22 protein-coding genes are annotated in these 19,634 nt (G+C 59.5%); 11 read left to right on the forward strand and 11 right to left on the reverse strand.

The window, feature by feature from the left end:
* Positions 1 to 157 precede the first annotated feature (157 nt).
* Positions 158 to 697, reverse strand: coding sequence for a DUF6273 domain-containing protein (locus NBH09_RS05275; protein WP_250787278.1), 540 nt, complete (start codon positions 695 to 697; stop codon positions 158 to 160).
* A 164-nt stretch (positions 698 to 861) separates the two neighbouring features.
* On the opposite strand from NBH09_RS05275, the gene NBH09_RS05280 reads away from it, so the two are divergent.
* Together NBH09_RS05280 and NBH09_RS05285 are read left to right on the forward strand one after the other, a co-directional pair.
* Complete coding sequence (locus NBH09_RS05280; RefSeq protein ID WP_250787279.1) at positions 862 to 1,266, forward strand: hypothetical protein; 405 nt, start codon at positions 862 to 864, stop codon at positions 1,264 to 1,266.
* 12 nt (positions 1,267 to 1,278) lie between these two features.
* Positions 1,279 to 1,518: a hypothetical protein gene (locus tag NBH09_RS05285; protein ID WP_250787280.1), complete on the forward strand. Its 240-nt coding sequence runs from the start codon at positions 1,279 to 1,281 to the stop codon at positions 1,516 to 1,518.
* Between the two features lie 448 nt (positions 1,519 to 1,966).
* On the opposite strand, the gene NBH09_RS05290 is transcribed toward NBH09_RS05285, so the two are convergent.
* Positions 1,967 to 2,395 carry a hypothetical protein gene (locus tag NBH09_RS05290; protein WP_250787281.1) on the reverse strand — a complete coding sequence of 143 codons (429 nt, stop codon included), beginning with the start codon at positions 2,393 to 2,395 and terminating at the stop codon, positions 1,967 to 1,969.
* A 1-nt stretch (position 2,396) separates the two neighbouring features.
* Complete coding sequence (locus NBH09_RS05295; protein ID WP_250787282.1) at positions 2,397 to 4,211, reverse strand: ATP-binding cassette domain-containing protein; 1,815 nt, start codon at positions 4,209 to 4,211, stop codon at positions 2,397 to 2,399.
* A gap of 446 nt (positions 4,212 to 4,657) precedes the next feature.
* Here NBH09_RS05295 and NBH09_RS05300 point away from each other — a divergent pair, with 446 nt between their 5' ends.
* Both NBH09_RS05300 and NBH09_RS05305 read left to right on the forward strand, forming a co-directional pair.
* A complete protein-coding gene (locus tag NBH09_RS05300; RefSeq protein WP_250787283.1) occupies positions 4,658 to 5,311 on the forward strand; it encodes a DUF1648 domain-containing protein in 654 nt (217 codons plus the stop codon).
* Between the two features lie 551 nt (positions 5,312 to 5,862).
* Positions 5,863 to 6,057, forward strand: a complete 195-nt coding sequence (locus NBH09_RS05305) for a YlcI/YnfO family protein (protein WP_250787284.1) — start codon at positions 5,863 to 5,865, stop codon at positions 6,055 to 6,057.
* Between the two features lie 12 nt (positions 6,058 to 6,069).
* On the opposite strand, the gene NBH09_RS05310 is transcribed toward NBH09_RS05305, so the two are convergent.
* The 6 genes from NBH09_RS05310 to NBH09_RS05335 are packed head-to-tail and all read right to left on the reverse strand — an operon-like array spanning position 6,070 to position 10,906.
* On the reverse strand, positions 6,070 to 7,467 hold the full coding sequence (locus NBH09_RS05310) for a sensor histidine kinase (RefSeq protein WP_250787285.1): 1,398 nt from the start codon (positions 7,465 to 7,467) through the stop codon (positions 6,070 to 6,072).
* Positions 7,468 to 7,493: 26 nt separating this feature from the next.
* Complete coding sequence (locus NBH09_RS05315; RefSeq protein WP_250787286.1) at positions 7,494 to 8,156, reverse strand: response regulator transcription factor; 663 nt, start codon at positions 8,154 to 8,156, stop codon at positions 7,494 to 7,496.
* 45 nt (positions 8,157 to 8,201) lie between these two features.
* Positions 8,202 to 8,579, reverse strand: a complete 378-nt coding sequence (locus NBH09_RS05320) for a hypothetical protein (RefSeq protein ID WP_250787287.1) — start codon at positions 8,577 to 8,579, stop codon at positions 8,202 to 8,204.
* Positions 8,580 to 8,595: 16 nt separating this feature from the next.
* Positions 8,596 to 9,411, reverse strand: coding sequence for an ABC-2 family transporter permease (locus NBH09_RS05325; RefSeq protein WP_250787288.1), 816 nt, complete (start codon positions 9,409 to 9,411; stop codon positions 8,596 to 8,598).
* Positions 9,411 to 10,181: an ABC-2 family transporter permease gene (locus NBH09_RS05330; protein WP_250787289.1), complete on the reverse strand. Its 771-nt coding sequence runs from the start codon at positions 10,179 to 10,181 to the stop codon at positions 9,411 to 9,413. Before NBH09_RS05330 ends, NBH09_RS05325 begins: the two co-directional genes overlap by 1 nt.
* Positions 10,178 to 10,906, reverse strand: coding sequence for a lantibiotic protection ABC transporter ATP-binding protein (locus tag NBH09_RS05335; protein ID WP_035136943.1), 729 nt, complete (start codon positions 10,904 to 10,906; stop codon positions 10,178 to 10,180). Before NBH09_RS05335 ends, NBH09_RS05330 begins: the two co-directional genes overlap by 4 nt.
* A 385-nt stretch (positions 10,907 to 11,291) precedes the next feature.
* On the opposite strand from NBH09_RS05335, the gene NBH09_RS05340 reads away from it, so the two are divergent.
* The 6 genes from NBH09_RS05340 to NBH09_RS05365 all read left to right on the forward strand — a co-directional run bounded on the left by NBH09_RS05340 (position 11,292) and on the right by NBH09_RS05365 (position 16,152).
* On the forward strand, positions 11,292 to 11,996 hold the full coding sequence (locus tag NBH09_RS05340) for a CDP-alcohol phosphatidyltransferase family protein (RefSeq protein WP_250787290.1): 705 nt from the start codon (positions 11,292 to 11,294) through the stop codon (positions 11,994 to 11,996).
* Positions 11,997 to 12,062: 66 nt separating this feature from the next.
* Complete coding sequence (locus tag NBH09_RS05345; protein WP_250787291.1) at positions 12,063 to 12,497, forward strand: FHA domain-containing protein; 435 nt, start codon at positions 12,063 to 12,065, stop codon at positions 12,495 to 12,497.
* Between the two features lie 3 nt (positions 12,498 to 12,500).
* Positions 12,501 to 13,379 carry a transcriptional regulator FtsR gene (ftsR, locus tag NBH09_RS05350; protein ID WP_250787292.1) on the forward strand — a complete coding sequence of 293 codons (879 nt, stop codon included), beginning with the start codon at positions 12,501 to 12,503 and terminating at the stop codon, positions 13,377 to 13,379.
* Positions 13,380 to 13,419: 40 nt separating this feature from the next.
* A complete protein-coding gene (locus tag NBH09_RS05355) occupies positions 13,420 to 13,950 on the forward strand; it encodes an adenine phosphoribosyltransferase (protein WP_117800106.1) in 531 nt (176 codons plus the stop codon).
* Between the two features lie 32 nt (positions 13,951 to 13,982).
* Positions 13,983 to 15,110 (forward strand): C40 family peptidase, encoded by a 1,128-nt coding sequence (locus NBH09_RS05360; protein WP_250787293.1) that lies wholly within the window; start codon positions 13,983 to 13,985, stop codon positions 15,108 to 15,110.
* A gap of 175 nt (positions 15,111 to 15,285) precedes the next feature.
* Positions 15,286 to 16,152, forward strand: coding sequence for a DegV family protein (locus tag NBH09_RS05365; RefSeq protein WP_138112615.1), 867 nt, complete (start codon positions 15,286 to 15,288; stop codon positions 16,150 to 16,152).
* 72 nt (positions 16,153 to 16,224) lie between these two features.
* Here the strand turns inward: NBH09_RS05365 and NBH09_RS05370 are convergent, their stop codons facing one another.
* A complete protein-coding gene (locus NBH09_RS05370) occupies positions 16,225 to 16,836 on the reverse strand; it encodes a DUF1836 domain-containing protein (protein ID WP_195625232.1) in 612 nt (203 codons plus the stop codon).
* A 155-nt stretch (positions 16,837 to 16,991) separates the two neighbouring features.
* Positions 16,992 to 17,930 carry an NAD(P)/FAD-dependent oxidoreductase gene (locus NBH09_RS05375; RefSeq protein WP_138112617.1) on the reverse strand — a complete coding sequence of 313 codons (939 nt, stop codon included), beginning with the start codon at positions 17,928 to 17,930 and terminating at the stop codon, positions 16,992 to 16,994.
* 117 nt (positions 17,931 to 18,047) lie between these two features.
* On the opposite strand from NBH09_RS05375, the gene NBH09_RS05380 reads away from it, so the two are divergent.
* A complete protein-coding gene (locus NBH09_RS05380; protein ID WP_230320388.1) occupies positions 18,048 to 19,349 on the forward strand; it encodes an MGDG synthase family glycosyltransferase in 1,302 nt (433 codons plus the stop codon).
* Positions 19,350 to 19,634 lie beyond the last annotated feature (285 nt).

Below are 19,634 nucleotides of genomic sequence, written 5' to 3' on the forward strand. Positions count from 1 at the left end.
GCCGTGGCCTCGCTCGAAGAGCCCGATCGCCGCCTTCCTGGCCTCGATGTCGTGCTTCACCCTCAAGTCGACACGCATAAAAAGCCTCCCATTTCTCATGTCCAAGAAATGGGAGGCAGTTCAAATCGCACGGGCTTTTCATTGGTTGCAGATGAGGCTAAAAGCAGAAGGCGGGGAACACGCAGTAGATGTTCGTCGCGCTGTAGTAGTCATAGCTGCCGTTGCTGTGGACACAGCGGAAGGACGCGAAGTTGCTCGGATGCACGGAGCGAGTCCAGTGATAGCTGCTCGACGAAGCACTGGAATAGTTCGACGTTGTCACGCCCTTGGATTTGTAGTACTCGTACTGGGCGCCGTCAGACTGGAGGTCACCGTAGACTTCAGTCATCGAGAGCAGGAAGACCTTGTCAGTCGTGGCCGAGGGGGTGCCTGCCTTGCCGCCGCCCAGGTTGTCGGTCATCTTCGTGACGGACTTCACCTTGGACTGGAGTTCGCAAGGCAAAAGCGACCAGAGGTCGCCGGTATTGAGGCGGCCGCGGAGTTCGGACTTCTCCCAGCCGCCGGCGTGCGTGTTCGTGGCGTTTATTCTCTGTAGGGCCAGGGCATTGTTGGTCGCCTCGAACGTAAGCCCCGCCTTGCCTGAGCCATCAGCAAAAATTAAGATAAGACCGTGTATGACCAATATGAACTTGAGCATATTCCGTCCGTATTCATACTGGATGATCAAGGAAACATCATCGGCTTATCCGAAGGAGAGGAAGAACCCCTTGCCTTATTAAAGAAATACGCCAAATACAACGGATATAAAGCGGAAGGAGGCGACATCAAGTAACTATCAAAGGCCAGATTAAGGAGCCAGCCATGAAGAAATGCCTGCCCTCCATCGTCTCAGCAGCTCTTTGCCTCTCCTTTGTCATGACACCATTTGTGCCCGTTGCGGCAGCCTATGCCGACGAGGGGTCTCCCGCCGAGAGCAGCGAGATCTACGTCCGAGACAACTACGACGAAAAATACGATATATCCCTTTTTGAGCGCGGACGCTGCACGGATTCATATTCCAAGGCGTGGTGCGATTCTCACGGATTTGCAAATAACCGCACCGTCCCTCACAAGGTCAAGCTGAACGCAAAGGAGGAGGCTTGCCTGCGCGATCCCTACCTTGCTGGCACCGCTGAAGTTATCGCCGGTCTCGTGACAACCGGTCCTGGCGGCGACTTGTTTGCAACCGCAATGACATCGTACCGACTTTTCACTTGCATGTTCTAAAAGGAAGTTGCCATGCTGTCGCAAACTCAATCGAGATACTTGACCACAATCGGCTTTGCCCTGCTTGCATTACTCTTTGCTAGCGACCTTTTGCTGAAACCGCCCAAGGAACTCGTTTCGCTTGCCATAGCCTGCATTTCCGCCCTTTACTTTACGGCAACCCTATTCGTCGGACTAAAGGAGAGGAAAAAGGGCGCAGTCGTTGCATCTGCCGTAGGCGTGGTCACAGCCATTGCCTCATTCTTTATCTGACGCATTGGTGATCTAGGGGCGATATCGTAGGAATGCGACCGGGAGAGCCGGGACCAGATTGCCCGGGTTGCCCGGTCGGCTCGCGCGACGGCGCGGCGGTTCCACAGAAAGCTCTCCGGACTTCACGCCGTTTCTGATCGCATTGTAGACAGCCATCTCGTCTTCGCAGTCGGCGAGCACGCGGTGTGCGTCGTCGTTTTGGATGTCCAGTTAATCTCGAAGGTCCTCCATGCACCAGCGTTCGAGATTTGGCCATGCGCGTTGCGCGAGCTGATAAGTGTCGATTGCGATGTTGTAGTTAAAGTCCAGGCCAAAGCCGTCCCAGGCAGAACGGCTTTGTTTCCTTGATTATCAACTTCATCCGGACACTTCCCGCATTCATCCGTGTGTACGGATGAATGCGGGGTTCGATACCCCGGCGGCCTAATCGGCAGACCGACGGGAATTCTCACTCCTCGAAAAAAGCCGGCACTCGGTTAGTCCTACGCATCTTGAAATCGCCAGTCTCGTGGGAGACGTAGAGAATGCCGTCCATCCCGTCTCGCGATGCATATGAAAGGTGAACAGAACCGCAATCCGCTCCATCATTGTCGAGAAGATCGAACGAGTTCGGGTCGCTCGTTGCGGCCAAACGACCACTCAGACAAGAGCCATCGTCATTACAGATTTGCCATTCCATATCTTCACCTGCAAGAATCGCCATAGACGGCTTGGTCGCGCCATCGTTGACATACATCCCATCTATGCCAAAACCGTTTTCAGCGCCATCGATGAACGACTGCTCGGACCTAAACCTCGCAAATGATGCACATAGCACCATTGCAAGACAAAGTGCAAAGCCAACAATCGCTATCTTTGCATAGCTCTTGCCTATCATGTCATTCACCTCCTTCGTATGTATCGAGGTATTCCTGCTTGAGTGTTTGCGAGGACGACTTGATCTTTTCCACGAGCGTGCCGGCCTCGATGAAGTAGAACGAGTTGGTGAGGTCTGCCAGGTCGTCGAGCAGATGGCTTGAGATGAGCACGCTTCGTCCCCGCGCCACCTCGCTGCGCATCGCGTCGCAGGAGGTTTTCCGCTTTCCCGGATCGAGGCCGTTCAGCGGTTCATCGAGGATGAGGTACGGGCAACCGGTCGATATCGCCATGGCAAGCTTTACCTGCTGCTTCATTCCTGTCGAGAGTTTACGGGTCGGCTTGTCGAGATATGGGGAGATTCCGAGGGAGCTGCAGAGCGAGTCGATGTCGGTGGCCGATTTCCACGCCTCCCTAACGAAAGAGAGGTGCTCGAGGGCTGATAGCGTGGGATAGAGATCCGTGTCGCCTGAAGAGCTCAGGTAGACGAGTTCTGCGAATTCGGCTGATCGACGTTGGCAGATTCCGTCTGCCGCCAGGCTTCCCGAGCGGATGCGGGTGGGAAATTGGCCCGACAGCGCTTCAAGAAGGGTGGTTTTCCCCGAGCCGTTGGGAGCAACGAGGCCCGCCGCCGTTCCCGGGCTCAGGAAAAGCGACCCGATTGAAAGTATCGTCGTGCTTCCGTATCCCACGCTCGCGTCCAGAAGCTCGAGCCCATGGTGCTTTTTCGCGGGTCCAGGCTGTTTGGGCGAACGTGTCGCAACGGCGCCGACCGCAAAAAGGACCGCGACGTATATCAGGGCCACGGCAAGCATCGATGCGCTGCCTGAACCGGAGCCAATGAATTCTGTCGGGAAGCATCCTACGTAACCCGTTGCCTCGATAGGCGAGAATACGGCCAGCGGCAGGAGATTGAGCGCGGCGTTATGCCCCAGTGCCGAATCGGACAGTAACGGGAATGCCGGGGCCGCGACAAGCAGCGCGGAGGTAAGGGGGCCTGCGAAGACGCGCCTCGTTGCGGTCGATAGGACGGCGGAGCAAACGGATATCAAGGTTCCGCCCGCAAGCAGCGCGATAAGCAGGGCTGTGAAGACGTTTCCCGCGGTCGTGGTGGTAAGCACGCCGTTATGGAAGAAGGCGATCGGGTACCCAGTTTGCCCGAAGCCGTTTAGGGCCAAGGCGTAAATGCTCCCGGGTGCAAGGCCGGCGAGGAGCATCGCGGTCCCCGCGCCAATTATCGAAAACACGGTTTGGATAAGGCGCCGGAATTTGGGCACGGGCGCCTTTGCCGCCAGGGTCGCAGGCCTTGTGGCGCCGAGCACGAGTATCGACGAGAGAAGGAAGGGGATGAAGGGAAGGAAAGACGGCGCCTGGGCAATGGCGTAAGGCAGGAAGGAAAGGAATGGCAGGTCGTTTGCGGAGGCTGGGATATCCGTGATGCCGGAGCTGCTCAGAGCGCGGCAATACGCGAGGTCTGCGTCATTGGTCTCTCGGTCTCCCACGATGGACCCGGATTGGAAGCCTTCGTCCATGAGCGCGTAGTAGCTCTCGGCAGAGTCGAGAAAGGCGGCGTCGGTTTGAGCGGCGAGGGCGGCGTTCGCGTATCTTGCAAGCTCAGCGTCATCTTGCTGCTCTGGCGATAGGTCTGTGCCGCTGGCCTGGGGCGCGCGCGTATTGAATGCGTCGACGAAGCCCTGCATGCCCTGCTTCATGAAGAAGGGTCCGTAGATGGGTGAATTGAACGCAATGGGGATGGAGAAGGCTGCAGCGAGAACGAGCGTACAAATCCATACGGCCTTGTCTCTTAGGATTAGTTTGAGAAGAAGTCGACAGTACATTTAGAAGCACCTACGTTCCTCAAAGAATTGTTAGATTAAAAGTAACAGACCGGATGAAGATACGTGCGACGGGGGCGAGGCGAATGGCTGAACGGTATCGATATGCGGGTTCAACGGTATTATATTGACTACATAGATTATTAACTTGCTTGACTTGTAAACCTAGTCGTCCTGTCATCATATTCAACTTCGAAAAAAGGGGAATGAGGGCATCCCGATGCATCGAGTATTACTGGAACCCTGGCGATACGCTGAATGATTTGTGACGAATAGTCATGTCCATCAAGAAGGCTCGACGCTTCGGGCAGCTCGTCAATCGATATGTCAATTCTTGGAGACATGTATTCCTACCATTTTTAAAGAAACAACGGCGGTAATCGCTATCGCGATTGCGCCAATAATACCGAGCGCCATCTATTTATACTTGATTTAAGGCGGAGTGGAATGTGGGCGCGCAAGGAGATGCGGAATCGATGAGAGCCTCAAAAAAAATTACTGCAGTGTTATCAACTTTCATCCTCTCTATTCTTCCATTTCTGATTCTATGGGCGGCTTGGTCAGTCCTCCCTGATACAATTCCCGCTCATTGGAGTGGGGGTGTGGTTGATCGATGGGGTAATAAGCTTGAATTGCTGGTTGTTCCGCTGTTTTCTCTGATTGGTTCTATTGCAATTTCTGTGTACCTTATTGTTTCCACGCGGCGAAGAGAGTTCGCGGATTTCTCTGTTCGAATGCGACGGGACTTTGTTGCGTGCTATATTTCAAGTCTTCTTTTATCGACAACCTGCTCAGTGATAATTGCCGTTTGGGTTCAGTTGATTCTTACGCAAAGCACTGCGTTTGATGGGGGGCTTGGACTATCGATCCTGTATTCCCTTCCCGGGCTATATGTGATCTTGTGCGCTTTGCCGCCTTTTTATGCGAGCGGCGAGAGCAAAAAGGCAGAGCGCCTGATAACAGTTCTTATTGGCGGCGCGGAGATTGTTCTTTGCGGAATAGTGCTTGAAGGTTCGGCTGCCTCTTATGCGATGATTGGACTGATGATTCTGTTCTGTGCGTTTGAGATTGTGTCACAGGTAAGGGATAGCCGGTCCTTATGAGTTGAATTACGCGCGTGCGGATATAAAGGGTGGCATGTTAAATTTGTTGAAAACTCTGACATGCGCTGCCGACTTCATTAAAGTCGATTGCCAATCAAGTCTTCCTATATATGCGAGCCCTGAGAAGCTGCGCTGTGAACCTGAGACCGCTATCGATCGGCCCGGTGCACCGGGCCGCTGTCCTCGAGCCGGCATCAGCTTGCCGGTCTCAAAACGTATGCCGTCCGGTACGACCAACAGCCGAGTCTTGCGCCCAGTTCGAGCAGCGCCAGAACCCCGTGCCGGAACCCACGCAGCCGATGGCAGGGGAATTCAGCCGCGGCAATCGAGGAGCCGACCCAGGGACGGCGCCCCCAGTCCTCGAAAGATTTCCACCGCCCCCTACAGGCCTGGATTGATTTAACAGTTGATTTAATCCGGCTGAACAAGCCGAGCATGGGCCGGTTGACAAAATGTAAGGTAAAAAAGCAGATACGACCGTACGCCGGTGCGGGGTTCGGGTGATGTGATAGAAAGTAATACACGTATTACATCTAACCGGGAGGTGCATCATGGCAACCGCCACCGCAGCCCTGAGAACCCCCGAGGACCTCGCGAACAGGTACGACCGCCTGGCGAAGTCGACGGGCCGCACTAAAACCTTCTACATGACGGAGGCGCTTGCCGCAGAGATAGGCAGGCTCGAACACGAGTACGGCCTCATGAATTATCCGGGAAGCGTTTGGTTGCGAGGTATGCCAGTGTGAGGGCCTGATTCGTCAGGCCCCGCACAGGGGGACCGCGATGGTGGCCACCGCGCCGCCCGAGGGGCTGTTGGCGAGCGAGACGGAGCCCCCGTGGGCGCTCGCGGCCTCGGAGGCGACGTGGAGGCCGAGCCCGTAATGGCGGCCTCCGTCGCGCGAGGAGCGAGAGGAGTCGTCTGTGAAGAGGCGCTCGCAGCCGCGTTCGAGGGCGGCGGGAGAAAAGCCCGGTCCGTCATCGGCGACCTCGATGACGAGGTATCCACCAGCGACGTCGCAGGAGACCACCACGCGCGAGCGCGCGTGCTCGGCGGCGTTGGCCACGAGGTTCGCGGCGGCTCGCGCCAGGGTGGTTCGGTCGAGTGGGGCCTCGGGCGCGCCCACGACAGCGGGGCCCGTGGCTGCGTCGAGCGTCACGCCTCGCGCCCGGGCGATCTGGGCGGCCTCGGCGAGGACCTGCTCGCAGAGCTCGGCCGGCCGCATGGGGGCCCTCTCCGCCCCGCCGGACCCGCGCGAGGCCTCGATGAGCAGGCGCACGTAGCCGTCGAGCCTTTCGACACTGCCGGCTATGTCGCGCGCGGCGGCCGCGAGGTCGGCGTCTTTCTCGTCTTCCAGCTCCTCCGCCACGAAGTCGGCGTTGGCGCGCAGCACGGTGAGCGGCGTCTTGAGATCGTGGGCGAGCGACGCCACCTGCTCGCGCTGCCCCCGCTCCGCGGCCCAGCGGGCCTCGAGCGACTCGGCGAGGGAGGCCCGCATGGCGTCCATCGCGGCGAGGACGTCGTTCACCTCGCGCACGTTGGTGCTGCCGACCGCGAAGTCGAGCTCCCCCGCGCCGACGCGCCCCGCCGCCTCCGCGAGCGGCGCCATCTTGCGCGAGATCACGCGGCTCGCGCGGCGCGCCACGAGCGCGAGCGCGAGCGCGCTTCCCGCCGCGGCGCCGACGAGCATGAGGTTCTGCGGGTTGGGAAGCAGGCCGGCGAGATCGCGCGAGACCCACTGCGGCAGGTACTCGCTGACGAGCGCGCATGCCCCGCCGTCCTTGAGCGGGAACGCGGCGTAGGTGAGGCCCGAGCCCCCGCCCTCGATCTCCACTGTGCCCGGATCAGCGGCGAGTGCCGTACGGGCCATTTCCGTCGCGTCCTCGAGCCGCGTGCCCTCGAGGTCTGTCATCAGCACGTATCCGTCCTTGTTCAGGATGAGGTAGCGGTACGCCGTCGGCACGTCCTGCTGCCCGCAGACGCCGTCGCGTGCCAGGCCCTCCGCGACCTCGCGCGCATTGGCCGGCCCCCAGCTTGCCTCGTAGACGAAGTCCACATTGATCGCCGCGGAGAGCGCCATGAACGAGGCGAGCCACGCCGTGGCGACCGCCGCGAACGCGTAGGCGAAGTAGCGCGCGATGACGAAGGAGAGCGGCATGCCCCCGCGACCTCGCGCCCCGGTCCTCAGAGCTGCCACTTGTACCCCATCCCCCAGACGGTCGCGATCGGGTCGGCGCCGGCCTCGGAGAGTTTCCTCCGGGCGCGGCTGACCTGCATGGATATGGCCGCGTCGTCGGCGTCGCTCTCCCAGCCGAGCACCGCCTCGCGGATCTGCGCGCGGCTCATGACCTGCCCGGGGTGGCGGGCGAGGTACTCGCAGATGGCGTACTCGGTGGGCGTGAGCGGCACGACCTCGCCGCCCACGGCGAGGCCGCGCGCCCCGAGGTCGATCCGCACCTCCCCGAAGGAGAGAGCGTGCGAGCGCGGCCGGCGCTCACGGCGTAGATGGGCCGCGACCTTGGCGCGCAGCTCCGCGGCCCCGAAGGGCTTGCGGACGTAGTCGTCGGCGCCCAGGCCGTAGCCGGCCACGGCGTCCTCCTCGGCCACGCGCGCGGTCAGGAAGACGATGGGCCCGTCGAAGTCCGGGCGGATCTGCCGCACGAGCTCGAAGCCGTCGAGCCCCGGCATCATGACGTCGCAGAGCACGAGGTCGAAGCGCGAGAGGTCCATCCCCGGGACCGCCGTCGGGTCCGTCGCCCTGACGACCTCATGGCCGTCGCGGCCGAGGACGCGCGCGAGCGCGTCGAGGATCGCCCGTTCATCATCCACTGCCAGTATCCTCGCCATGTTCGACCTCCTGAAATTCTCGTCGGAATTGTACTAGCGCCGCGCTCAGCGGTCCAGAGCCCTGCGCGAAGCCGCGGGCGCCTCGGCCGCGTCGCACGCGCGGTAGCGCACACCCGAGCCGCCGCGCGCCTCGATCTCGAGCCAGCCCTCGCCGTCCGACTCCCGCCCGAAGAAGATGAGCTGGAGCTCTCGGACTTTGCCTCTGTCGTCCGCCGCGTCCACCAGGTAGACGTAGTTTGCCCCCGCCCCAGTGGCGTCGGCGTAGGCTCTCGCGTGGCTGCCGGGCTCGGGCGCGGGCGCCCACATGGCTATCTCAGGGTTGGGCAGCACGCGGTCGGTGATCGAGCGCAGCGCCGACCCCCAGCCGGCGTCGAGCAGGGCATTCCCGCCCAGGACGAGCGCTGCGGAGAGGAGGACGAGCATGGCGGCGAGCGGCCTCCTACGCATCCGCCCTCCCGTCCTCGAAGCGGCAGAACCAGGCGAGAAGGACGGCGTCGGCTAACAGGGTGAGCACGAGGCCAGCGAGCGCAGTCGTGAGGAGAGGGCCCGCCGCGCGTGCTGCGTCGATGAAGGCCTCTACCCCGAGCGACCCCAGGCGCGCGGGCCAGGCGAGCGGCACCCAGCTCAGGGGCGTCGCCAGGGCACCGGTGAGCTCGCCGGTCATGAGGCCGTGCGCAAGTCCGCCCACTGAGAAGAACGCGAGGAGCATACCCGCCGCGCCGGCGCCGATGGCGGCGTTGCGGCCGAGGCGCAGGGCCACGCCGAGCCCCAGCGCGTAGAGGGGCAGGCTGCCCAGCACGATGCCCGCCCAGGCGGCCGCAAGCGGAGCGGGCCCGAGCGGCAGGCGCCCGGCAACGGCGATCACGGCCCCGAACACGCCAAGCGCCACGGCCAGCGCGCCCGCGCCGAGCGCCGCAAGGGCGAGTAGCTTCGCCGCGACGGCGCGCCCGCGCGAGGGGACCGCCGTGAGGTTGGCGAGACGCCCGGCAGCGCGCTCGTCGTCCACGGCGAGCCCACAGACGATGGCGGACATGAGCGGCATGAGGGCGCCGAGGAACTGGGCGTAGGCGTCCGCGCCCAGCGCCGGGTCCCATCGGGTTACGGAGAAGTACTCGCCGCAGGCAAGACCGGCTGCCAGGCCGCAGACGAGGTGCACCACCGTGAGCGGGGAGCGCGCCAGGCGCAGGGCCTCGGAGAGCAGGGCCCGCGGGAGAGTCATACGCGGCGTCGGGTCGGAGAGTTGTGTCATGGCCATCACCTCTCCTCGGAGCGCGCGAACCAGGCCGCGCCCGCCGCCGTGAGCGCGGCGAACGCGAGCGCGCAGACCGCAAGGCCCGCCAGTGTGAGCATGCCGTCCGCCGTGAGCGCCCCGCCGAGCGCCATGTCCGCGGCGAGTGGCTCGCCGCTCGGCAGCACGGGGATAAAGCTCGTGGGGATGACCATGCTCGCCGACGGCGGAAAGAGCTGCGGAAGCGGCATCAGCGACCAGGCGAACCCACCCACGAGCTGCGCGGCGAGCGGGCAGAAGATGCCCGCGAGCATGCCGAGCCGCGCCGTGAGGAAGAGCCCTGCGGGGATCATCCACGCCGCGGTCACCGTGTTGGCGAGCGCGCAGAGGAGCATCGTGAGCGTGCCCGCGGCCGTGAGGCCCTGCGAGGAGAACGCCGAGCCCGCGAGGTAGATGCCGAAGACCACGAGGTTCGAGAGCGTGCAAAGCGCGAGGCACCAGAGCGCCTTGGCCCACCAGGCGCGCCCGAGCGGGAAGCCCAGGCCCAGAAGCCCCCGCATCCGCGTGCGAGCGTCCGCCCGCGCGACGCACGCCACCACGAGTGAGAGAGACACGGGCAGGAAGAGCGCGTACCAGTAGTTCCACGCGCTGAAGATCTGCACGCCCCGGTAGGGCATCGCGCCGAGCAGCGGCATCGGCAGCGCCATGAGCACGGCCAGGCGAACCGGTGCCGCGTGGCGCGACTTCAGGGCCTCGGCGCGCAGGCCCGCGAGCAGGCTGCCTTTCTCGCTCGTCATGCCGCCACCTCCCCGCGCGCTCGACGCCCCTCCCGGCAGACGCTCATGAAGAGTTCCTCGAGGTCCTGCCCGGGTCGAAGCGCATCCTCGTAGGCGAGGCGCCCCCCGTAGATGATGCCGATGGTGTCCGCCATCTGCTGCACCTCGGAGAGGATGTGGCTCGAGACGATTACCGTCGTGCCCGCCGCCGCGAAGCCGCGGATCTGGTCGCGCAGCTCCTCGATGCCGATGGGGTCGAGGCCGTTGGTGGGCTCGTCGAGCACGAGCAGGCGTGGCCGGGCGATCAGCGCCAGCGCGAGCCCCAGGCGCTGCCGCATGCCCATCGAGAAGCGCCCGGCGCGCTTCTTCCCGGTGTCCGCGAGGTCCACGGCGGCGAGCACCTCATCTACGCGGCTCTCGGGAAGGCCCAGCAGCGTGGTGCGCACGCGCAGGTTCTCGCGCGCGGTGAGGTTGGGGTAGAGCGGCGCCTCCTCGATGAGGCTGCCGATTGCGTAGAGGTCCTCGCGGCGCCAGGCGTGCCCGGCAAAGAGGATCTCCCCGGCCGTCGGCCGCAGCATCCCGCAGATCATCTTGAGCGTTGTCGACTTGCCGGCGCCGTTGGGACCGAGCAGCCCGTACACCTCGCCCTCGCGGATATGAAGGCTCACGTCGGCCACGGCATCCTGCGCTTGGTCGCCGCGGCCGAAGCGCTTGGTGAGCCCGCGCGTCTCGAGCATGTAACCCATGGGTTCGTCCTTTCTCTTCCGGGCGCGCGGGCCGAGTCGCCGTGCCTGCGCGCCTTACCTTTCGGGTTCACCATCCATGGTGGGGCGCGTTTCTAACGAAGCCGTAACGGCCGTTGGGCTCTTTTGGCGCCAGCCAATCTCGACCCGCACGCATTTGCATAAAGTAACAACTTTCCCGATCGATGTAATCACCGAATCAAAACGTGTACACCAGCCACCGAAATCGACATTTTTCGACATGTTTGGAGGCAGATGTACACGAATGCGAAATTCCCCGCCTAATAGCGCCCTCCACATGTCTGGACTCTCTATGCTTACGCTGGATAGACATCGCCGGAACGGGTATAGTATCGAAAGTTTTGTCGTTAACCAGCGGGGGAGTCCTGTGGGCATCAAAAAGAAGATCAAAAAGGAGCTTATCGGCACTTCCGATTACCCGTCGAATAAGATCTTTACGATCTCCAATTTCATCACCTTTACGCGCCTGATCCTCACCCTGGTATTTCTGTACCTGTTTGTGACGGATAACAACCGTGTCATCGCCATCGTTATCTACGCCGTTGCCGCCTCCACCGACTGGATGGACGGTCAGATCGCCCGCATGACTAAGACGGTCTCGTGGCTCGGCAAGGTCATGGATCCCATTTGCGACCGTGCGCTGCTGTTCACCGGCGTACTTGGACTGGTGGTCCGCGGAGAGCTGCCCATCTGGGTCTGCGTGCTCATTATTGGCCGCGACATCTATCTGGGCATCGGCACGCTTATCGTTCGTCATTATCACCGTCGCCCCATCGATGTCGTCTTCCCCGGAAAGATTGCCACAGCGCTGCTCATGACTGGTTTCTCGCTCATGCTGCTCGGTTTCCCCGTTGTTGACGGCCTGCATCTTCTACCTTCATCCCTTACGGCCTTCCCGGGCCTCAACGGAAGCTCGGTGCCCCTCGGTATCTTCTTTGTGTACGGCGGCGTGATCTTCTCCATGCTCACGGCTGTCATCTACTCCATTAAGGGCGGAGTGGCCATTAAACAGGCTCTCGCGCATCCCGAGGACGAGGACATCGACTTTCTGAACCCCGAAATCGAAGACTGATTCGTTGGGGTATGATTACGTACGGTTCATTATTTGCGGCACGTCCGCGATAAGTTAGGGGTTGTCATGGACAACATGGTTAACAATATGCCTCAGAATGATAAGACTGCTGACGCTACCTGCGTATTCCGCGTGCCTTCAAGCGACGTCACCGTTCCCGACCTCATGGCCAACGTGCGCATCACCGCCCCCGTTCTGTCCATCGTCAAGGGTCCGCAGACTGGTGCCGCCTTTGAGCTCGAGGAAGACGTGACCACCATCGGTCGCGATCCCGCGAACGGCATCTTCCTCAATGACATGACCGTTTCGCGCAGCCACGCGCGCATTATTCGCGAGGGCCTCGGCGCTCGCATCGAGGACTTGGGCTCGCTCAATGGCACCTGGGTCGACGGTGCCATCGTCAATGCAGCCCCGCTGCACGACGGTTCTTCCGTCCAGATCGGTACGTTTACGCTCATCTACCACGAGAGCACGCCGGAGCGCATCGAAACCGGTGAGTAGGGCATGGCCGAACGCAACTATCTGAGTATCGGCCAAGTCGTCAACCTACTTCGAGGCGCATACCCCGATCTTTCGAACTCAAAAATTAGATTTCTAGAGGATGAGGGGCTCATTACCCCTCATCGTACGCCTAAGGGATACCGTCAGTACTCCAAGGAGGACGTTGATCGCCTGGAGGTCATCCTGCACTTGCAGAAGACCCGCTACATGCCGCTCAACGTGATTAAGCAGCGCTTGGAAAACGCCACGGACCTGTCAACGCTCGCTTACGAGGTGGGCTTGCTGTCCGATGTTCCGCTCAAGACGGAGCCCAAGGAGACTAAGCAAAAGCTGCATCCCATCGAGACCATTCCCGATATGCTGGGCGTCGAGATTTCGTTTATCCGCTCCCTTGCCGAAAACGACCTCATTCGCATCATCAAGAGCCCGCAGAATCGAGAGCTCGTCGATGGTCGCGATTTCCCGATCATCCGTTACTGCTCCGAGCTGTCACGCTTCCATATCGAGCCGCGCAACCTGCGTCAGTACGTGTCTTCCGCCAACCGCGAGTCCTCGATGTTTGAGCAGGTGCTCGTGAGCATGCTCGGCATGGATACCTCCGATGACGAGCGCGACGCCAAGCTCGAGCGCGCGTTTAAGAAGCTGCACGACCTGACGGAGGGCGTGCACACCGCGCTGCTCAAGAACCGCGTTTTTGAGTCGCTCAACGCCGTGGTCGAAGACGCCGACATCGATGCACTCGATGAGGAAATCACTCGCTCCGAGTCCACCAAGGCCAAAAACGAAGAGACAGCCGCGCCGGCTTCGCACGAGGATTCTCTCGTAAAGCCGCTCAAAGTCGTCGCCCCTTCGCAATCCGGCACCGTCACCGCAGGCAAATAACAGCTGCCGAAATTTCGACAACCCATTGAAAGGTCATGCAATGTACGACTTCGAATCTCAAATCGTCGACATCCCCGACTATCCCGAGCCCGGAGTCATCTTTAAAGACATCACGCCGCTCTTTGGCAATCCCGAGGCGCTCAAAGCCATGACCGATGCCCTCGCCGAGCACTTTGCCGGCATGGGAATCACCAAGGTCGTGGGTCCCGAGGCTCGCGGCTTTATGGTTGGCGTACCGGTGGCTGTAGCCCTTGGCGCCGGCTTTGTTCCCGCACGTAAACCGGGAAAGCTGCCGCGCGAGACCGTGAGCCAGAGCTACGAGCTCGAGTACGGCACCGATTCAATTGAGATCCACGCCGACGCTATCAGCTCTAAAGATACCGTGTTGATTCTGGACGACTTGGTCGCGACGGGCGGAACCGTCGAGGCAACAGGTAAACTGGTGCGAGATATGGGCGCAAAGCTTATCGGTTACGGTTGTATCCTTGAGCTTGCGTTTCTCAACCCGCGCGAGAAGCTCACGCCGTCTGATGACGATGTGGAGCTCTTTAGCCTGGTGACGGTGGACTAGCCGTTACCCTTAGTTACTGGAAAGGAAGCTACATGCGCACAGCAAACACGCACAAAAACATGGCACGCTGCGCTGCTACGGCAACCCTCGCTTGTGTTTTGGGCCTGGGCCTCGCGGCTCCTACCTATGCCGATACCGCATCCGACCTTGCCGCTGCTCGTACCAAGCTCGAGCAGATTGGCACGCAAACCCAGCAGATCTACGACGAGCTCGCCACTCAGACGCAAGCACTCGACCAGACCGCCGGTGAGATCACGCAAAAGCAGCAGGAGATCGCCGATGGTCAGGTCAAGCTCTCTAACTACGTTGCCGGTGAGTACAAGACCGGCGGTCTGAGCCTGCTCCAGGTTCTGACGGGCGTCGACGATCTGGGCGACATGCTCAACCGCCTGTTCTACTACGGCAAGGTTTCCGACAAGCAGGCCCAGACCATCCAAGATGTCAAGGAGCTTAAGCAGGAGCTCACCGACAAGCAGGCCGAGCAGGAGAAGAACGTCGCCGCCACACAAAAGAAGGTTGACGAGCTCAATGCTCAGCAGGCCGAGGCTCAGAATGTTGTGAGCTCTCTGGACTCCCAATTGCAGGCCGAGCTTGCCGCCGAGGCCGAGGCCAACGCAGCACTGCAGGCCGGCATTAACGCCAGCACCGCCGAGAAGGCCACGGTGAGCACCGAGACCACTGGCACGACTGAGAACACTAACAAAGGTGGCGGTACGACCAATGACGGCGGCAACACGCCTGCCCCCACTCCCACGCCCGCTCCTGCCCCTACGCCGCAGCCCGCTCCGGCTCCGGCTCCGGCTCCAACCCCTTCGGCGCCGAGCCAGTCCGTTGACGGCGGCAGTGTTGTTTTGCGCGCCTACAGCAAGCTTGGTTGTGCTTATTCCTGGGGCGGCATTGGCCCGGACAGCTTTGACTGCTCCGGCTTTGTGAGCTACTGCCTCACCGGTCGCTACTGCCGTTTGGGCACCACCGGCACGTTTATGGGTTGGACGCGCGTTTCCGATCCTCAGCCGGGTGACGTTGTGGTCAACTCTTACCACACCGGCATCTATATTGGTGGCGGCCAGATGATCCATGCTTCCGACTACAACACGGGCGTTATCATCAGCTCTGTCGCAGCCGGCATGAACAACAACTACATTTTCGTGCGCTACTAAGTCACTCTGTATAGCAAACGAATGTGAACCTCGTGGTCTTTGGGCTGCGAGGTTCATTTATTTAGGACCGTGCTCCATACATGATCCCAATGAGCTAGTTTTCAATACTAGATGCACGTTTCATAGGTAAGCAAGATGGCTATAATATATGAGAAACATTTAGAAAGGACCCTCTATGAGCTGGGCACTTATCTCCGATTCAAGCTGCAACCTCCGCGATTGGCAACCGATCGCACCCCATACCACCTTTGCATTTGCTCCCCTCAAAATTCGAGTGGGGGAGCGTGAATTCGTCGATGACCTTTCGCTCGATGTTCATGAGCTCAACTGCGCTGTTCAGGCGGAGACGAATGCCTCTTCGAGCGCTTGTCCCAGCGTGGGGGAGTGGGCCGAGCTCTTCAAATTGGCAGACAAGACCATCTGCATGCCGATCTCTGAGGGCGTGTCGGGCAGCTACAACGCGGCAGCCACGGCTCGCGATATGGTTCTTGCCGAGGAGCCCGACCGACAGATTCATCTAGTCAATTCACGCGCAGCTGGCGGCAAAATGGACCTCATTTTCTTGCTGTTCGACCGCTATCTTGCAAGCAATCCGAATGTCTCATTCGAGGATGCTTGCGCATACTTCGATAGCCTTGAACAGAACAGCAAAATCCTCTTCAGTTTGTGCAATTACGAAAACCTCGCCAAAGCCGGACGTATCCCTAAGGCAGCCGGCGTCATTGCCAACAAGCTCAATATCCGCATTTTGGGCACGGCGAGTGAGGCCGGTAAAATCGAACTCGTCGGGCACACGCGTGGCGAAAAGAAGATGCTCAACAAGATCATCGACACTATGGAAGCCGAGGGCTTTACGGGCGGTGAGGTCATCATCGATCACGTTGAGAACGAAGCTGGAGCCCAGGCGCTTACTGATCGCATAGTCGAACATTGGCCCTGCTCCAAGACCATCATCATGCCCTGCAACGGCCTGGATTCCTATTACGCCGAGATGCACGGCCTGATCATCGGCTACGGCATGGGCGTAGCTTCGGGCAAATAAAGTCCAAGCCGCAAAAAAACGGGCGGGACAAAGCGACAGATGGCTCTTTGTCCCGCCCGTTTTATACGTCGGCTAGCTATTAAACCCGTTGAACTTGAGATAGCTCATCAAGTAAGCCTTCGAAACAAAGGATGAAACCGCGCTGCGCACAAGCAGCGACTCACGCGTTACCTGATGCGCCGTATCGGGAACCGGCGTCTGCTCGACGGAAAACGCCGAACGAATCGATGCCTCGAGCTGATCGACCACATAATCAAAGGCCGTCGGGGCATCGTAGCTCAAACGCTGAATGTTAAAGAGTGCCTGCACCGCAGCAATAGGTAGCACCTGCTTAAAGATGCAGATAGCGATCAGGCGGGCAATCTGCTCGCGGCCATATTGCTTTTTGACCGGAGCAGGCACCAGGCCGACCTTCACGTAGTTATTGATCATCGATGGCGTAATGACAGGCTGCTCAACGCAAATGGACAGCGGCTCCATCCACAGCGCAACATACTCAATAACCTGGTCGCGGTAGAGCGTCACATTGGGCAACTGGTTATAGCGCAGCAGACTCAACGTATTAAGTTTGCGCACGATATCGGACTGAATAAATGCATCGGGCAGCACAGTGGGCTGAATATCCTCAGGCTTAATGCTGACCGATGTATCGGACATCGGGATAACGCGTTTGGCGTGGTTCATAAGGATCCTCCGTTCATTAGCTATATTGTATTCTAGGTTATCTAGTTTTGCATACCATATAGCCGGCAAGTAAAAGTGGTTGGACAGCACATTGATGCACCGTCCAACCACTTTGTTTTAAAGATAGCAACCTTACATAAGATATATTATCGTACTTATCCACGGAGAAACGCGTATACGCTCGTTGCCGCTATGGCTCCATCAGAAACGGCAGTCACAACCTGGCGTAAACGCTTGGAACGGATGTCGCCAGCGGCAAATAGACCTGGCGTGCGGGTCGCCATGGAATCATCAGTAACAATACCGCCGTCCGGCGCCAGATCGACTAGATGCTCAACGAGCTCGGAATGGGGCTGCGTTCCGGTAAAGACAAAGATACCAAACGAGCCAGGGACAAATGACTCGGTGTGAGTTTCCCCGGATGCATTGTCCTTAAAGGTAATCGTCGTTGGCATGGCTTCGCCCGAGAGCTCGACAATACTAGTTTGGTACCTAACTGAAATATTATCTTTTGCAAGAACTTTTTGAACCACACCATCGGGGGCACGGAACTGATCGCGGCGCAAAACGATGGTCACGCTGCTGGCGATTTCTGACAAGAACAGAGCTTCCTCGCAGGCAGCATTGCCGCCGCCGATGACAAAAACCTGCTTGCCGCGAAAGAACATGCCGTCGCACGTCGCGCAATACGAAACGCCGCGACCGCGATACGCATCCTCGCCAACAAAACCAGCAGATCGCGGCGTGGCACCCATGCAAGCGATAACGCTCGAGGCCGACGTATCGCCCAAATCGTGATGCACCGTAAACAGCGCTGCATCGGCATCGTAATCGATACCCGTAACCATGCTCCATGTAACCTGTGCTCCCAGGCCCTCTGCATGCTGCTGAAAACGCTCACCGAGTTCGGCGCCACTCAAGAGCGGAATGCCCGGATAGTTCTCGACTTCATTGGTCGTGGCGATCTGCCCTCCCGACATGCCCTGTTCAATCACGGTCGTCGTTAGGTTGGAGCGCGCCGCATAAATGGCCGCAGCATAGCCCGCAGGGCCGCCACCGATAATCGCAACATCGATCGGCTGATGGGTAGTCATGAAGAGACCTCCTGTCGAAAGATTGGCGTTCTTTGCGCTCATACCCAAATTTACGTGAACATGACACTCATGCACTACAATGATAAATCGCGTAACAAAGCTGAAGGGGAGTTATCGATGGATCAAACGCAGATGAGCAATAGCGCTCCCCTGCCCATGCAAGCCACTCCCCAACCGGAGCAAATGACCGTTTCACCTGCACAAAAACCCCTAGTAACCATTGTGCACGCATCGGTTGGATCGGGCCACAAAGCCGCCGCCAACGCGATTGCACAAGCATTTGAACTTATCCGCGGCACCAAGGGAATCCCTGAGGATATTGAAATTGAAGTGCTCGATATCCTTGATTTTGGACGTATTAAATTCGACGGCAATAAGACCGCGGCTTCTTTTACGGGAGCCACACGCCCCATTTACGACCTGACCTGGCGATATACGCTTACGGGACATCTTCTCTGGGGTGGCGGCACGGCATGGTCGCGTATTATGTTCCCCGCCTTCAACGAATATATTCGTCGCCGCAGGCCTATAGCCGTGGTCGCAACGCACATCACAGCAGCCAATGTTGCCGTGGGCGCCCGCGTAATTACGGGTATCGATTACCCGGTCATCTGTGTGCCGACCGATTACGAAGTCGAAGGCTTTTGGCCCCACAAGGACACCGACCTATTCTGTGTAGCCAACGAGTTTATGGCCGAAACGCTGCGCCCGCGCAAGGTTCCCGAGTCAAAGATCCGCATAACGGGCATCCCCATCCGAGCCGGTTTCGATTCAGATTACAAACGCGAAGATGAGCTCAGCAAGTTCAATCTCCCCATAGACAAAACCGTCGTATTGGTGATGGCCGGTGCCAGTTTACCCCAACCATACGTGCGTTTCCGCGCCGCGATGGACCACACGCTCCCCTTCTTACGCAGCTTTGAGGACATGCACTTTGTCTTTTTACCGGGCAAGGATAAAGAATACGCCACCCGACTCAAGACGCTCTTCGACGCCATGAAGCTCGAAAACGTCACGGTTCTAGACTACGTGGACGACATGGCGGCCCTCATGCACGGCTGCGACCTGGCAATTCTCAAATCGGGCGGACTCACCGTCACCGAGTGCCTGTGCGCGCATCTGCCGATGATCCTGCTGGGCAAGTCCTATGGCCAGGAAAAGGCAAACACCACGATGCTCACCGGCATGGGTGCCAGCATGCATGTCACCACCGCACGAGAACTCATCGTGACGTTGCGCCATCTCCACGATCATCCGGAGTCGCTCAAGGCACTGCTCATCAATGGCGAAGTCCTGCGCCGTCCACACGCAGCCGAGGACATCGCCATCGCCACCATGGAGCTTGCAGGTAAGCCCCAAAAACGTAAACGAGCCTTCTGCCGCTTCTACTGGGGAGGAAAGCCCGCGCATATCCGCTAGTCGAATGTCCGCCGCTCTGCCGGAGCCGCCCTTATATCATTCCATGCTCAAACATTCTCGCTTCGCTGCGAAACTGCGCGTGGAACGATATAAGGGCGGCTCCGGCAGAGCGGCTGCGTTTACTTACTAGCAGCTACTTCGGTATCCCCTCCATTAGAACCTGCAAAGGTAAAACAGGTAAATATAAATACAGTAAGCCGATGCGACAAAGGGACAGCCCCTTTGTCGCATCGGCTTACTAGAAAAGTAAATATTGTTTCAAGCGAGTAGCCGCCCGCCCGGGGC

The organism is Collinsella sp. BG-O-102 (assembly GCF_023656745.1).
Taxonomy (GTDB): Bacteria; Actinomycetota; Coriobacteriia; order Coriobacteriales; family Coriobacteriaceae; genus Collinsella.

Coding starts and splice junctions, on each gene's coding strand:
- NBH09_RS05275 (WP_250787278.1), bottom strand. CDS start 697: ATGCTCAAGTTCATATTGGTCATACACGGTCTTATCTTAATTTTTGCT.
- NBH09_RS05280 (WP_250787279.1), top strand. CDS start 862: ATGAAGAAATGCCTGCCCTCCATCGTCTCAGCAGCTCTTTGCCTCTCC.
- NBH09_RS05285 (WP_250787280.1), top strand. CDS start 1,279: ATGCTGTCGCAAACTCAATCGAGATACTTGACCACAATCGGCTTTGCC.
- NBH09_RS05290 (WP_250787281.1), bottom strand. CDS start 2,395: ATGATAGGCAAGAGCTATGCAAAGATAGCGATTGTTGGCTTTGCACTT.
- NBH09_RS05295 (WP_250787282.1), bottom strand. CDS start 4,211: ATGTACTGTCGACTTCTTCTCAAACTAATCCTAAGAGACAAGGCCGTA.
- NBH09_RS05305 (WP_250787284.1), top strand. CDS start 5,863: ATGGCAACCGCCACCGCAGCCCTGAGAACCCCCGAGGACCTCGCGAAC.
- NBH09_RS05310 (WP_250787285.1), bottom strand. CDS start 7,467: ATGCCGCTCTCCTTCGTCATCGCGCGCTACTTCGCCTACGCGTTCGCG.
- NBH09_RS05315 (WP_250787286.1), bottom strand. CDS start 8,156: ATGGCGAGGATACTGGCAGTGGATGATGAACGGGCGATCCTCGACGCG.
- NBH09_RS05320 (WP_250787287.1), bottom strand. CDS start 8,579: ATGCTCGTCCTCCTCTCCGCAGCGCTCGTCCTGGGCGGGAATGCCCTG.
- NBH09_RS05325 (WP_250787288.1), bottom strand. CDS start 9,411: ATGGCCATGACACAACTCTCCGACCCGACGCCGCGTATGACTCTCCCG.
- NBH09_RS05330 (WP_250787289.1), bottom strand. CDS start 10,181: ATGACGAGCGAGAAAGGCAGCCTGCTCGCGGGCCTGCGCGCCGAGGCC.
- NBH09_RS05335 (WP_035136943.1), bottom strand. CDS start 10,906: ATGGGTTACATGCTCGAGACGCGCGGGCTCACCAAGCGCTTCGGCCGC.
- NBH09_RS05345 (WP_250787291.1), top strand. CDS start 12,063: ATGGACAACATGGTTAACAATATGCCTCAGAATGATAAGACTGCTGAC.
- ftsR (WP_250787292.1), top strand. CDS start 12,501: ATGGCCGAACGCAACTATCTGAGTATCGGCCAAGTCGTCAACCTACTT.
- NBH09_RS05355 (WP_117800106.1), top strand. CDS start 13,420: ATGTACGACTTCGAATCTCAAATCGTCGACATCCCCGACTATCCCGAG.
- NBH09_RS05360 (WP_250787293.1), top strand. CDS start 13,983: ATGCGCACAGCAAACACGCACAAAAACATGGCACGCTGCGCTGCTACG.
- NBH09_RS05365 (WP_138112615.1), top strand. CDS start 15,286: ATGAGCTGGGCACTTATCTCCGATTCAAGCTGCAACCTCCGCGATTGG.
- NBH09_RS05370 (WP_195625232.1), bottom strand. CDS start 16,836: ATGAACCACGCCAAACGCGTTATCCCGATGTCCGATACATCGGTCAGC.
- NBH09_RS05375 (WP_138112617.1), bottom strand. CDS start 17,930: ATGACTACCCATCAGCCGATCGATGTTGCGATTATCGGTGGCGGCCCT.
- NBH09_RS05380 (WP_230320388.1), top strand. CDS start 18,048: ATGGATCAAACGCAGATGAGCAATAGCGCTCCCCTGCCCATGCAAGCC.